Source organism: Lysobacter sp. ESA13C (genome assembly GCF_019970005.1).
Lineage (GTDB): Bacteria > Pseudomonadota > Gammaproteobacteria > Xanthomonadales > Xanthomonadaceae > Lysobacter > Lysobacter antibioticus_B.
In genome coordinates this window covers 45,645-60,331 of the sequence record NZ_JAHXYK010000007.1, presented here as the reverse complement: position 1 = coordinate 60,331, position 14,687 = coordinate 45,645, and the positions used below count along the sequence as shown (strand labels likewise).

The window sequence follows — 14,687 nt, the reverse complement described above, 5'->3', positions numbered from 1 at the left end:
CACGGTGAGTTTCGGTGAGCTACATACAGCTGCCTGAATACGGGTGAGCGAACGTGAGTTCGCAATGCAGGCCGATCAATAAACTGCTACGCGATCGCACAGACTCGCCATGGCGTTTCGTTCTCTGCTGTCGCGAATCGAGGCACCCGCTGCACGTTGTCGATCGCCGCTGTCGTTCGTAACTGTCGAAACAGGATCTCGTCGTTGTCGGATGGCCGGGCCAGCGCCCGGCCTCGTCGTTGGCACGGGCGTGACGCCGTTGTAATCGAAGGTCCTCGTCCTTCGACCGTCCCCGTCGTGCCAGCTTTGGCTAACGGAGGAACGGTCATGCCCGCAGATGCGCGTCGTAGTCTTCGCCTACATCCCCTCAGCCGCGGCATCGCCCAGGCGATCCCGCTGCTGATCGCCCTGCAGATGTTCGCCGGCCAGGCCCGCGCTGCGTGCACGCCGGCCGTGCCGACCGACGGCGCCACGGTCAGCTGCACTGGCGTGCCGATCCTGCTTCCGCCGAATCCGAACAGCTTCCTCAGCAACGCCAACAACCTCGACGTCACCGTTCAGGCCGGCGCGATCATGAGCACGCTGCCGGGCGGCACCGCGATGACCTTCGGCGGCAACGGCCTGACCCTCAACAATCTTGGTGCGATCGACGCCAATGCCGCCGGCTCGCTGGTGCTGGCGCGCGCGCTCGCGGTCGGCAACCTGGTCGCGCCGGCCAGCGGCAATGTCGTCATCAACAACCAGGGATCGATCGAAGGCACCTTCGACGGCACCTTCGGCCTCGGCGGCACGGCGATGCTGGTGGCCAACACCGGCACCACCGCGATCACCAACAGCGGTTCGATCGGGATGAGCGCGTTGGGTCTGTTCGATCCGGTCAATTCGGTCGCAGTCGCCATCTACGGCGGCGGCAACGTCAACTTCACCAACACCGGCACGATCACCGGCCGGGTCGCGTTCTCCAGCCCCGGCAGCGGCGGCAATGTCTTCGTCAACGCCGGCACGATCAACGGCAGCGTCTCGCTCGGCACCACCCTCAGCAACGACACGTTCATCGCGGTCACCGGCTCCTCGCTCGGCAATCCGCTGATTCCCTTGCCGCCGGTGACCGTACCGACGCCGTCGGTACCGCCGAGTTTCCTGACCTTCGCCGCGACCGGTACCGTCGATGCCGGCGTCGGCGGTCTCGACACCCTGGTGCTGCAGAACACCGTCGCCGGCCCGGGTTCGGGCAGCGGCGGCAGCGGTTCGATCTCGGCGCTGCAGTACCTCAACTTCGAAAACCTGACCGTCAACAGCGGCACCTGGACCCTGAGCGGCGCCGTGGTCAGCGGCAGCGCGACCCTCAACGGCGGCTTGTCGATCTTCGACAACGCGCTGTCGTTCGGCAGCGGCGCCTTGACCGCGAACGGCGGCGCGATTCAGGCCTCGCTGCCGGGTCTGACCCTGGCGCAGAACGTCGATCTCACCGGCGGCTTGATCGTGCAAGGCCCTAACAGCCTGAACCTCGGCGGCACCGTCAGCGGCGCCGGCGGCCTGATCAAGAACGGCACCGGCACGCTGTCGCTGCTCGGCAGCAACAACTTCAGCGGCGGCCTCGCGCTCAACGCCGGCGGTCTCACTCTCGGCAGTGCCGGCTCGCTCGGCACCGGTTTGTTCCTGGTCGGCGGCCCGGCGACGCTCAACGCCGCCTTCACCGGCACCTTGACCAACCAGGTACAACTCAACGGTGCACTGACCCTCAACGGCGCCGGCACGCTCACCCTCGGCGGCAACATCAATGGCGCCGGCAGTCTGACCCTCAACAGCGGTGCGCTGGCGCTGACCGGCAGCAACAACTACAGCGGCGGTACCGTGCTGCAGGCCGGTTCGATCGATGTCGGCAACAACAGCGCGCTCGGCACCGGCACCCTGACCGTCAACGGCGCCGGCTCGCTCACCGGCGCAGCCGGCGTGACCCTGACCAACAACCTGGTGCTCAACAACACCCTCAACTTCGGTGCCGGCGGCGGTGGCGGCGCGTTGACCCTCAACGGCACGATCAACGGTGCCGGCGGTCTCAGCCTCGCTGGCGCGCCCGGGCTCACCCTCAACGGCAGCAACAATTTTTCCGGCGGCTTCAATCTCGGCGGTGGCGCACTGACGGTCGGCAGCAACACCGCTCTCGGCAGCGGCGCGGTGACCGTCAGCGGCGCCGGCACCCTGGAAGCCAACACCGCGGTCAGCCTCGGCAACAACTTCAATCTCAATGCCGGGCTGGGCATCCTCGGCAGCAACGACCTCGCCCTCAACGGCAGCCTCGGCGGCCTCGGCGGCCTGACCAAGAGCGGCGCGGCGACCTTGAGCCTGGGCAACGCCAACGCCTTCGCCGGCGGCATCAACCTGCTCGGCGGCGGACTCAGCGTCGGCACCAACACCTCGCTCGGCCTCGGTACCTTGAGCGTCAACGGCGCGGCGAACTTCAGCTCCACCGCGGCGATCAACCTCGGCAACGCAGTGGTGCTCAATGCCGACCTCGGCATCGGCGGCAGCAACGACATCGGTTTCGGCGGCCTGATTTCCGGCGCCGGCGGATTGAACTACGGCGGCAGCGCCACCTTGAGCCTCAACGGCGCCAATGCCTTCGGCGGCGGCGTCGACTTGTCCAGCGGCAGCCTCAGCGTCGGCAACAACCTCGCCCTCGGCACCGGCGCGCTCGACGTCAGCGGCAATGCCGGCTTGAGCGCCGGCGTGCCCGGCATCGCGCTCGGCAACGCGGTCAATCTCGCCACCGGCACCACCCTCGCCCTGAGCGGCGCCAATGCGCTCGCGCTCAACGGCACCATCGCCGGCGACGGCGGTCTGTCGATCAACGGCAGCGGCGCTTTCACCCTCGGCGGAAGCAACAGCTTCGGCGGCGGCGTGTCGCTCGCCGCAGGCAATCTCCTGCTCGGCGCCGATGCGTCGCTCGGCACCGGCACGCTCGACGTCGCCGGCAACGCCAGCCTCGCCAGCACCGGCGCGGCCTTGAACCTCGGCAACGCGATCAACCTCGGTGCCGGGGCCGGGCTCACCCTCGGCGGCGCGGCCGACCTCAGTTTCGGCGGCACCATCGGTGGCGCCGGCTCATTGATCAAGACCGGTGCCGGTGCAGTCTCGCTCAACGGCGCCAACAACTTCGGCGGCGGCTTCGACCTGCAGGCCGGCACCCTCAATCTCGGCACCGCTACCGCGCTCGGCAGCGGCGCGCTGTCGGTCAACGGCGCGGCCACGCTCAATGCCAGTACCGCGCTGAGCGTGAGCAATGCGATCAACCTCAACGCCGCACTGAGCATCGGCGGCGCCAACGATCTCGCCCTCGGCGGCACCATCGGCGGGGCCGGCGGCTTGAGTTTCAACGGCCCGGCCACGCTCACGCTGAGCGGCGCCAACGTCTTCAACGGCGGCGTCGCGCTCGGCGGCGGTACCCTCGCGGTCGGCTCCGACCTCGCGCTCGGCGGCGTCGCGCTCAACGTCGGCGGCAACGCCGGCCTGACCGCAAGCGCGCCCGACATCGCCTTGGCCAATGCGATCAATCTCGGCGCCGGTACGACGCTCGCCATCAGCGGTGCCAACGCGCTCTCGCTCAACGGCAGCATCGGCGGCGCGGGCGGCCTGGCGATGAACGGCATCGGCACGCTCGAACTCGGTGGCGCCAACCTGTTTGGTGGCGGCGTTGCGCTCAATGCCGGCACGCTCGGCGTCGGCAACAACCTCGCGCTCGGCAGCGGCACGCTCAGCGTCGGTGGCGATGCCGAACTCACCGCGACCGCGCCTGCCATCGCCCTCGGCAATGCGATCACCTTGGCGGGCGGCGCGCAGTTGGGCATCGGCGGCACCAACGATCTCGCCCTCAACGGCAGCATCGGCGGCGCCGGCGGTCTGGCCTTCGACGGCAGCGGCACCCTGACGCTCGGCGCCGCCAACACCTTCGGCGGCGGTTTCGACCTCGACGCCGGCACGCTCGCGCTCGCCAATTCCACCGCGCTCGGCAGCGGCGCGCTCAGCGTCGGCGGCAACGCCAACCTCAGCGCAGCGATCGCCGGCATCGATCTGGCCAACACCGTCAATGTCGACGCCGGCACCGCACTCAGCGTGATCGGCAGCAACGGCCTGACCCTGAGCGGCACGGTCATGGGCAGCGGCACCCTGATCAAGGCCGGCAGCGCCGCGCTGACCCTCAGCGGCAACGTCTCCGGTTTCGCCGGCGGCCTGTCGGTGCAGGGCGGCACCCTCAACGTCAGCAATCCGATCGCCGCCGGCTTCGCTTCATCGGCCGGTACCAGCGCCAACTTCAGCGGCGGCGTCGACCAACTCAGTGCGACCGGCGCGATCGCCGGCGCGGTCGATCTCGGCGGTGGCGACGACCGTTTCTACAGTAGCCTGGCGAACCTCGCCGGCATCACCGGTTCGATCAACGCCGGCATTGGCAGCGACACCTTCGCGGTCGGCGGCAGCGGCGAGGGCAGCTTGCCCTGGGCTTCGTTGATCGGTTTCGAACAACTCAATCTCGCTGCCGGCGGCAGCCTGATCCTGCCCGCCGGCGGCACCGCCAATTTCGCCAACAGCGCCATCGCCGGCAACCTGGTGCTCAACGGCACGCTCGCCGGCAATGCCGCGATCGCGGCGGGCGGCGCACTGATTGGGGACGGCGCGTTGACCGGTGCGTTGACGCTCGGCGGTACCCTCGCGCCTTCCGGCCTGGCCGGGGCGACGGGTGCGGCCGGCGGCAACGGATCGGTCGGCGCGTCGCTCAATGTCGCCAGCCTCATCGTCAATCCCGGCTCAACCCTGCAAGTGCGGCAGACCGGCGCAGGCGTCACCGACAGCGTGATCGTCGCGGGCACAGCGACCTTGAACGGCGGCCAGGTCGTGGCGATTCCGCAGGCCGGCAGCTACGCACCGGTTACCGACTATCGCATCGTCGATGCCGCGGCGATCAGCGGCGCTTTCACCGGCGTCTCGCAAACCGCCTTGCCCTTCCTCGATGCGACCCTGGTGACGATCGGCAACGACGTGTTCCTGCGCTTGAGCGAACACGATGTCGGCGGCAGCGGCATCCGCTTCAATCAGTTCCCCGGCCTCAGCGGCAATCAACAGGCGGTGGCCAACGCCTTGCAGACGATCGCAGACGCCAACAGCGGTCAGTTGCCGACCCTGATCGCGGCTGCGCGCGGCCTCACCGCGGCGCAGGCGCCGCGCGCCTTCGATACGCTCAGCGGCGAGACCTACGCCTCCATCGTCAGCGCCCAGCGCTACAACGCCGAGCAACTGCAACGCAGCGTCGCCCGCCAGCTCGACCGCGTGCGCGATGCCGGCGTCGAGGACGAGGACACCCTCGGCACCTTGTGGGCGTCCGCGTACGGCGGCCGCGCCGAGTTCGACGGCGAAGGCCTGGCCGGCATCGACAACTCGCTCGCCGGTTTCGCGATGGGCCTGGAAGGTTCGCCCGGCGCGAACTTCCGTTTCGGCGGCCACGTCGGCATGGCCCACTCGAAGATGGAGACCGACCGTCGCGACGACCGGGTCGAAGCCGATCTGTTCAACGTCGGCATCCAATGGTTGTATGCGCCGGGTGCGTTCTGGACCCAGGGCGCGGTCGGCTACAGCTACGCCAGCTACGACGCCGAACGCGAGATCGCGGTGGGCAGCTTCAACGCCCGCACCGATGCGCATTTCAGCGGCGACGGCGTGTACGGCATGCTCGAAGCCGGTTGGCGCTGGGATGGCGCGAGCCTGCGCATCGAGCCCTTGCTCGGCGTGTACTACAGCAAGCTCGAAGCGATCCGTTTCAGCGAGCGCGGTGGCGGCGACGCCAACCTGGTCGTGAGCAGCGACAGTTTCGACGCCACCACCGCCGGCATCGGCGTGCGTTTCTCGGGCCTGCCCGGTCAGGGCGCGCGCAAGTGGCGGCCGACCGCGGACATCCGTTATCTGCACGACCTGCAGGACGACCGGCCGTTCGCGCGCAACGCTTTCGCCGGCGCGAGCGTGCCTGACTTCGCCGTCAACGGTTTCGCCGCCGAGCGCAATCGCTGGAACGTCGGCCTGGGCCTGTCCTACCAGCTCAGCCCGGTCAGCAGCGGCTTCATCGAGTACCGCGGCGACATCGGCAGCGACGATCGCGCGCATTCGCTCAACATGGGCCTGCGCCTGGGCTGGGGCGGTACCCCGGCGGTCGCGGTCGCGCGCGCGGCGCCGCGGGCCGATGCCCAGACCGATGCGGGCGGCGGCGATCCGGCAGCGCCGGCTACGACGAGCTCGACTGCGAAGGCGGCTTCGTCGATGCCCGTCGTCGCGGTCGCCAGCGGCGCGGCCGCGGCCGTGTCGGCACCTTCGAGCGCAGGTACGACTGCGCAAGCGGTTGCGGCGCCGGCGCGTCCCGGCTATTGCCCGATTCGGCCCGCTGTTGCCTCCAAAGCTTCGGGCTCGATCGCGAAGGCCAAGGCGCGCGCTGCGCGGCCGATCTCCAAGAACAAGCGTGTCGCCTCGCGCGGCACCGGTATCAAGGCGAAGCCGCGTCGCAGTGCGACGCGGGTCGCCGCCCAGACACCGCCTCCCGCCCCTCCGTCGGGTGCGGTGGCCCTGCCGTCGCACTGGTGCGACGAGGCTTCGGCCCGGGTCGACTAGACCGGACCGATGCATCAGCGTCCCCGGCAGGGGGCGCTACTGGCTCCGGTACGCTGGACCGGAGCCAGTAGTCGCTTTTATCGTCACCTTTGTACCGCGCAAGGATCAGCGCAACGCGGCCTGTAGACGCGGCAGGCGCGCGAGCAGCCAACGGTCGAGTACGAACACGAGCAGCAACGAGGCGCCCAGCAAGGGGAACAGCAGGCCGCAGCCCGCCGCGATGGCGACGACGGTCTTCGCTTGGGTCGGCGTCGAGGTGCGCGGCGCGCCGAGGCGGCCGCGTGGGCGCCTCCGCCACCACATCCACACGCCGCTGAGGCATAAGCCGACTACGCCCAGGCAGGGCAGCAGCATGACGAACTGGTTGGCGCGGCCGAAGTAGTTGCCCATGTGCAATTGCACGCCGACTTCGACCGCCTGCGCCGCCCAGCCGTAATCGGCGAAGCCGGTGTCGCCGGCGACGGTGCCGCGATAGCGGTCGATCTGCACGCTGCGCTGGCCTTGTGGCCGGTCCGGATAGGCCACCGCCGAGTAAACACCGTCGACGCTCTGCGGCAAGGACAGGCGGTAGTCGGCGACGAGTCCCTGCGCGGCGAGTGCGCGCACTGCGGCATCGATGCCGATGTCGCTCGCCGGCGCCGGCGAAATGCCGGCATGCCCGTCGTGATGCGCGTGCGCGGATACCGGCATCGGCACGTCGCGCAAGGTCCACGGTGTTTCGCCGATGGCCTGCGCCATGGTCGGCGCGGCGCTGGACTTGGTCGGGCCATGGTGGCGATGCTGTTCGGGATAACCGATGCCGAGCGACTGGGTGCCGGCGCGCAACAGATCGCCCCATACCCCGGCCCAGGGCAGGCCGGTCAGGATCAGGAATACGATCAGCGCCGAGGTCCACACCCCGGCCGCGCCATGCAGGCTGCGCCAGAAGCCGCGTCCGCGCGCACGCAGATCGGGCCACAAGGCGCGATACCAGGCGGGGCCGGACGGCCACCACAGATACAGGCCGGTCGCGATCAACAGCAGCGCCCAGCACGCGGCCAGCTCGACGATGGCGTCGCCGACGCGGCCGAGCAGCAGCGAGCCGTGCACGGTGTCGGCGAAACCGACCAGGGTGCGGGTGTAGACGAAGGCGCCGTGGACGCGGGCAGTGCCGGGGTCGACGAACACCCGCAGCGGTGCGCCCTGGGCCGGCGTCACGAACACCTGTGCGGTGCGGCGCGGCTGCGAGGGCAGGTCGATGCGCGTCACCGTGCCCGGATACGCCGCCTGCACGGCCGCGATCAGGCGCGACGGCGGCAGCGAGGCGCGGCGTTCGGGCGCGAAGCGCAAATCGGCGTGGACCGTGTCCTCGATTTCGTCGTTGAACAGATAGATCGAGCCGGTGATCGCCAGGATCAGCAGCAAGGGCGCGACGAACAGGCCGGCATAGAAATGCCAGCGCCATACCGCGCGATAGAGATCGTGACCGGCCGCGGCCATGTCAGAACGAGTGCGAATAGGTCAGCTCCAGCGTGCGCGGCGCGCCGAGGTAGATCTGGGTTGCGCTGTAGCCCGACCACTGCGCATAGAAGGCGTTGCCGAGATTGCGCAGGCGCAGGCTGTAGCGGCTGGCGGACGAAGGTTCCCAGGCGACCGAGGCATCGGCGACGGTATGCGAACGGACCCGATAGGCGTTGGCGTTGTCGGTGTAGAAATCGCCGACGTGGCGCAGGCCGAGGCCTAAGCTCAGGGGCAAGCCTTCGAGGCGATACCAAGCGTCGAGGCTGGCGCTGCGCTCGGGCACGTTCGAGGGGCGATTGCCGCTGCGGTCGATGCCGCCGGCTTCGAGCAGGCGGTCGAAACGCGCCGACAGCAAGGACGCGCTGGCGTCGATGCGCAGTCGCGAGGTGGCCTGCGCCGACAGCGAGAGCTCGACCCCGCGCGAGGACTGACGGCCGTTCTGCACGGTCAGTGCCGGCTGCAATGGGTCGCGGGTCAGGATGTCGTCCTGGCGCAAGCGGTAGGCGGCCGCGGTCAGCTGCAGGCGATCGTCGAACCATCGGGTGCGCAGGCCGATTTCGATCGAATCGCCTTCGCTGAGCTCGAAGGCGTTGTGGCGCTGGTTGATGGTCAGGAACGAGCTGACCGGCAACACCGCGTTGCTGTACTGCGCATACAACTGGGTGCCGGGGCGCAGATCGAACACGCTGCCGAGCCGCCACGAGGTGGGGTTGAAGCGGCGGCGGAAACCGCTGCGCAGGCCGGTGTCGAGATCGATGCCATCGCGATCCAGCGAGATGCGCTCGTGGCGCAATCCGCCGACCAGCAGCCAGCGCGGGCTCAGGTTGATCGCGTCTTCGACGAATAAGGCGGCGACGTCGACGCGGGTGCTGAAATCGTTGCGGCCATTGCGGAAATTGGCGGCGGTGTCGGCCGGAAAGCGGCCTCGCTCGTGCGCGGCCAGGTCGACCGGTGCAGCGCGACCGAAGCGGCGCAGGTTGAAGAAGTCGGTATCGCTGTATTCCACTCCGGCCGCGAACACGTGCCGGCGCCCACCGAGGCGGCCGTCGTGGCGCAGGCTGAGGCGCTCGTTCCAGACCCGCTGCTCGTGGTGGATGCGGGCGCTGCTGCGGTCGAGCAGGCCGCTGGCGGCGTTGTAGCTGAAGTCTTCGGTGTTGTCCCAGCGGCGCCGTGCGTCGTAGACACTGAACTCGTTGCTGAGCGACCAGTGCTCGTCGATGCGGTAATCCAGGCGCGAGCGCAGCCAGGTCGAATGCGCATCCATGCGGCCGTCGCCGACGTTGTAGTTGCGCGCGCGCGCGGCCCGGTCGATCGCCAGGCCGAAGGCATTGTCGACCAGCCCGCTCGGTGCGCTCGCCACCGAGCGCGGCACCAGCGGCGTGCCGAAGTAAGCCGTGTCGAAATCGTCGCGCTGATGGTCGAGGGCGAGGGTGGCCGACAAGCGCTCGTTCGGGCGCCACAGCAGCGAACCGCTGAACGCCAGCGCCGCCGAGTCGGTGTCGTCGACGTGGCCGCTCGAACGATTGGCGCTGAGCACCCCGCGAACCGCCAGGCGTTCGTTGAGCGGCAGGTTGCCGTCGAGGCCGAGGCGGGCGCTGCCGTGGCTGCCGTAGCCGAGCAGCAGTTCTCCGTTGCGCTCGTCGAGTTGCGCGCTCTTGGGCACGTAGTTGATCGCACCGGCGAGCACGCCCTCGCCGTACAGCACCGAGGCCGGGCCCTTGAGTACTTCGATGCGCTCGAAGTTGAAACTGTCCCAGTTGCGCGAGGAGAAGCCCGAACTGGTCAGGCGCACGCCATCGAACAAGTACGAGATCGCGCCGCTGGCGAAGCCTCGCATCGAGGCCACGCCGGGCTGCCCCGGCAGATTACCGGCCATGACGCCGGGCATCGCACGCAGGGCTTCGACGCTGTCGCGCAGACCCCGCGCCTGGATGTCGCGACGATCCAGCACGTCGAGGGTCGCCGGGATTTCCTCCGGGTCCAGGCCGAGCCGGCTCGCGGTGGCGACCGAGCGCGCCGGCGCTGGCGCGGCGACCACGCGGACCGCATCGAGGTCGACCGCCGCGGCATCGGCGTGGGCGAGTTGGGGCGTGTGCGCCGCGGCGAAGCAAGCCAGGGCGAGGCGGAAGCGGCGGTGGTGAGGGGGCATCTGCGGGATCGGGACTCGGAACGGCGGAGGCGCGGCCGCACGGCAAGGGTGGCGGCCACGGTCGCGGTGGATAGGGGGAGGCGGCGCTTGCAGCCGCCGGGCGCGCAGATGCTAGGCGAGGCAGTGGCGCAGCCGGCTGCGGCAAGTTGCCGCACTGCGCCTTCCGACCTGCGGTCGCGGCGCTCGCCTCTGCTGCGATGCATTCCGGCCTATGCTGGCGGCCCGCGCTGCAGGACTGGCGCGGTTCGCCCCGGCCTCGCGCCGCCCCGTTTGCCCGCCACGGTGACGCCATGACCCGAAAGATCGAAGGCCCCTTCGACGTGAAACTCAGCCCGGAGCCGGTGCACGACGCGGCCACGGGGAAATTCGGACGCATGGCGATCGACAAGCGCTTCCATGGCGAACTCGATGCGGCCAGCCGCGGCGAGATGCTCGCGGCGATGACCGAGGTCAAAGGCTCGGCCGGCTACGTCGCCCTGGAAAAAGTCGAGGGCCGCCTGGACGGGCGCAGCGGCAGCTTCCTGTTGTTGCACCGCGCCCTGATGGTGCGCGGCACGCCCGACCTCAGCATCGTGGTGGTGCCGGACTCGGGCACCGGCGAACTGCTCGGCCTGACCGGTACGATGGGCATCGACATCCGCGAAGGCGGCGCGCACTTCTATCGCTTCGAGTACGCGCTGCCCGAAGCCGAATAGGCGAACGACGGACGCTGGTTTGAATCGTCGTGCCGGCGCGCCGCCGGTCCGGCCGGCATACCGCGCAAAGACGCCCGCGCGCGTCTCAAGCACCATCGACGGGACAATCCATCGCGGCCCTGCGAACGCCGTCGCGGCGCTTCCGTGCGAACGTGTGCGCCGATCCTCCTGCCTCGCCGGCCCCGCAGAGCGGGCGCCGCGACGCTGCATGGATCGGCGCTTGCATACGCATCGCACCGCCTCGTCGCCGCCCTTCGGGCCAGGTCGCTCCGTCCGTTTCGTTCGTCTCGATAGTCCTTCCCCATGCGCCAGACCGCTGTCCTGCTTTCCGCTCTGTTGTTCGCTTCCGGCGTGCACGCCGCCGGCCGCGAGGCCTGCACCAACGGCCACACCCGCCTTCCGCCCACGGTCAATCTGCGCCTCGACAACGATCTGTTCGGCGGCCAGGACCAGGGCTATAGCAACGGCATCCAGCTGACCCTGGTCTCGCCTAACCTGGCCGACTACACCGACGACCCCTGCATTCCGCGGCTCGCGCGTTGGGTCAACCGTCGCCTCGATGCGCTGCAGCCCGAAGGCTTCGAACAGCGCAACATGATCGCGACCTTCGCCCAGGGCATCTTCACCCCGACCGACTACATGCGTCGCGACTTGATCGAGGACGACCGGCCGTACGCGGCGGCCTTGTTGGTCGGCTTGGGTTATAACGCCCGCAACGGCGATTACCTGCAGACCACGCAGCTGCAGTTCGGCCTGGTCGGGCCGTCTGCGCTGGGCAAGCAAGTGCAGAACGAAGTGCACAAGATGCTCGGCGACGAGACCTTCCGCGGCTGGGACCACCAGCTGCACGACGAACCGGTGTTCCGCATCGTCCACGAACGCATGCACCGATATTCGGCCGGCGACGCCCACAACGGCCGTTGGGGCTGGGATGCGATCGGCCATTACGGCGGCAGCTTCGGCAACCTGGCGACCTATGCCAACGCCGGTGGGGAACTGCGTTTCGGCCTGCGCTTGCCGGACGATTTCGGCAGCACCCCGTTGCGTCCGGCCGGCGAAAACACCGCGCCGACCCAGCACTACAACACCGGCAACCGCCGTTTCGGCGCGCACCTGTTCATGACCTTCGATGCGCGCTGGGTGTTGCGCGACATCACCCTGGACGGCAACACCTTCCGCGACAGCCACAGCGTCGACAAGCGGCCGCTGGTGGCCGATGTCGGCTACGGCCTGGCGGCGATGCGCGGGCGCTGGAAGTTCGCCTTGGCGCGGTATCACCGGACGCGGGAGTTCGAGGGGCAGAGGCAAACGCCCGTGTTCGGGAGTTTTACCGTGAGTCGGGCGTTTTGACTCACGGGGTGCAGTTGCCTCCACTGTAGGAGCGGCGTGAGCCGCGACCGCGGGACGCGCAGAGACAACAACGCCGATGTTGCAGCATCGAAGCGGTGCACCGTCGCAGGGTAGGAGCGGCGCAAGCCGCGACCGCGCTGCAACGGGTTCGCGGCGTTTCGCTCAAGCAAGATCAAGATCAAACGCGAAGAGCTTCCGCCACTAAAGCGGCGGGTTACTTTCTTTTGTCATAAGCAACAAAAGAAAGGTAACCAAAGAAAAATGCTTTTCTTTGAATCACAGGCCCGCACGAGCGGTGCATCCGCAGGGATTTTTCATACGGGACATCCCTGTCCCGATGAAAAACGGCGCGCATCCCTGCGCGCCGCCCTCCGGGTCTTCTATGGCCTTCGCTAGTGCGAGGCGACGCACAGCAACAGCAAAATCTTTACGGCAATGGCAATGGCAATGGCAACGGCAACGGCAACGGCAACCTGAGGGCCGCTCCGGCCCTGGCCGTTGTTTTTCTTGCCTGGCGTAGCCACGACCTTGCGAGAACGCCTGGAGACCCGGAGGGCGCCGCACAGGACATGCGGCGTTTTCCGATAAGACAGGGATGTCTTATCGGAAAATCCCGGCGCAAGCTGCGTGCTTGCAGGGGAGCTTCGTCAAGGAGAGCCCTTTTCTTTGGTTAGCTTTCTTTTGGGCTTAGCAAAAGAAAGTAACCCGGCCGCGTTAGCGGACGGAAGCTTTGCTGTTGATGTTGCTTCGCTGTCCTCCAGCCGGAGACGCGGGAGCACGACAGGACGCGGTCGCGGCTCGCGCCGCTCCTACCCTTTAAAGCTGTCTGAGCTGCGGCGTCGAGGCGCCTCGCCTCACTCCAAGGTAATCCCCGCCGCCGCCGGCGTGCGGTCCTTCAGCGTTTCGCTGGCGCGCGCCCACCATTCGCGGTGCTCTTCGCTGGCGCAATACTCGGCATAGGACAGCTTGGCGATGGTCGCCAGGGAATAGTCGGGACGGCCTTCGGCCAGCATCGCGCTCATCGCGCGCAGCAGGGGCAAAGAAGGCAGCAGGTCTTCGATGAAGAGGAATTGGCCGGCCTGGTTCACTTCGAGGAAATGCGCATCGCCGTTGCCGTCGATGGCCAGGTCGATGCAGCCGAACACCAGGCCGAGTTCGCGCATCAGCGCGGCGAGCTTGGCCTGGTCGGCGGACGAGAGCTCGCCGACTTCGGCCTGCAACCCCTGCGTGTTCTGGGGGACGCGCCAATCGACGAAGCCGTCGTCGTGTTGGGTGTACAGGCGAGCGGCGAAGTAGCGGTCGCCGATCGCGGTCACGCGCAGGTCGTAACGTTTGTCGACGTAAACCTGGTAGATGCCGGGGCAGTGCAACAGGCTCTGGTCGTCTTCGAGCATCGCCGGTTCGACGATGCGCGCATAGGTGCTGAACATGCGGCCGGTCTCGGCGTCTTTCCAGGTGTGGGTCAGGAAGGGTTTGTAGACCACGCGGCCGTGGCGCTGGACGAAACGGCGGATCTCGGCGGGGTCGTGCGAGACCAGGGTCGGAGGGAAGCGCAGGCCGCAGTGATGGGCGGCGCGCAATTGTATGAGTTTGTTCTCCGCCATCGCCGCGGCAGCGGGGCGATTCACCCACAGCCGGTCGGCGCCTTGATCGGTGAGTGCATAGACGTTCTTGAGGAAACGCCCCCATTCGCCGCGCAGAAAGGGCTGGTCGCCGGCCTGCGCGCGCGGGAAGGATTCGGGATTGCGCGGCCGCCGATACCAGACCGTGCCGACGCTGGCGTCGTCGAGAGGGCCGCTCATGCGCAGGCCGAGGTCGGGGTCGCAATGCAGGGACATCGCGCCAAGTTCGGCTTCGGCCAGCGAGCTCAGCCAGGTTGCGTCGATACCGCTGGCGCGCAAAGCCCAGCGCGCGGCGGAAGCATGGATGTCGTGGGCCAGCGAGGACAGGATCAGCGGACGGCGGTGAGCGGGCATGGAAGCGTTCGTGTTTTCAGGGCCATTGAAAACGGCACGCCCCGTCGGACGGGGCGTGCCGGGTCATGCGTGGCGGCGGGGTTTACGCGCACGTCGCTCGCGCGCGGGTCCACCCTGCCTGGTGCATGGACTGCATCCGATCAGATCGAGCGGAAGTCGAGGCGATTACAGGAAATCGGGATCGCCCGGATCGTCGCCGTTCGGGCCGGTGGCGTGGGTGCTGTCGCCCTTGCCGCCGGAGATCGCTGCGATCTCGTCCAACGAAAGTTCGCGCGCTGCGATGCGGGCGAGCGGGCGGGCGGCTTCGTCCTGAGGCAGAGCGTTGTTGCTGTAAACGTCTTGCTTACTCATGGAGCGTTCTCCTAAACC

General features: G+C 68.4%; 7 protein-coding genes. 3 read left to right on the top strand and 4 right to left on the bottom strand.

Annotation, left to right across the window (positions count from 1 at the left end):
- The first annotated feature begins 327 nt into the window (after window positions 1-327).
- Window positions 328-6,648, top strand: coding sequence for an autotransporter domain-containing protein (locus tag LC490_RS15220; protein WP_223620719.1), 6,321 nt, complete (start codon window positions 328-330; stop codon window positions 6,646-6,648).
- A gap of 105 nt (window positions 6,649-6,753) precedes the next feature.
- Here the strand turns inward: LC490_RS15220 and LC490_RS15215 are convergent, their stop codons facing one another.
- Together LC490_RS15215 and LC490_RS15210 are read right to left on the bottom strand one after the other, a co-directional pair.
- Window positions 6,754-8,127 (bottom strand): PepSY domain-containing protein, encoded by a 1,374-nt coding sequence (locus tag LC490_RS15215; RefSeq protein WP_223620718.1) that lies wholly within the window; start codon window positions 8,125-8,127, stop codon window positions 6,754-6,756.
- Window position 8,128: 1 nt separating this feature from the next.
- A complete protein-coding gene (locus LC490_RS15210; protein WP_223620717.1) occupies window positions 8,129-10,297 on the bottom strand; it encodes a TonB-dependent receptor in 2,169 nt (722 codons plus the stop codon).
- Between the two features lie 290 nt (window positions 10,298-10,587).
- On the opposite strand from LC490_RS15210, the gene LC490_RS15205 reads away from it, so the two are divergent.
- Together LC490_RS15205 and LC490_RS15200 are read left to right on the top strand one after the other, a co-directional pair.
- On the top strand, window positions 10,588-10,992 hold the full coding sequence (locus LC490_RS15205; protein ID WP_031373031.1) for a DUF3224 domain-containing protein: 405 nt from the start codon (window positions 10,588-10,590) through the stop codon (window positions 10,990-10,992).
- A 303-nt stretch (window positions 10,993-11,295) separates the two neighbouring features.
- Entirely contained in the window at window positions 11,296-12,342 is a 1,047-nt protein-coding gene (locus tag LC490_RS15200; protein WP_223620716.1) for a lipid A deacylase LpxR family protein, read from the top strand.
- 854 nt (window positions 12,343-13,196) lie between these two features.
- Here LC490_RS15200 and LC490_RS15195 read toward each other — a convergent pair.
- Window positions 13,197-14,318, bottom strand: coding sequence for a hypothetical protein (locus LC490_RS15195; protein ID WP_223620715.1), 1,122 nt, complete (start codon window positions 14,316-14,318; stop codon window positions 13,197-13,199).
- A 165-nt stretch (window positions 14,319-14,483) separates the two neighbouring features.
- On the bottom strand, window positions 14,484-14,669 hold the full coding sequence (locus tag LC490_RS15190; RefSeq protein ID WP_031372533.1) for a hypothetical protein: 186 nt from the start codon (window positions 14,667-14,669) through the stop codon (window positions 14,484-14,486).
- Window positions 14,670-14,687: the final 18 nt, after the last annotated feature.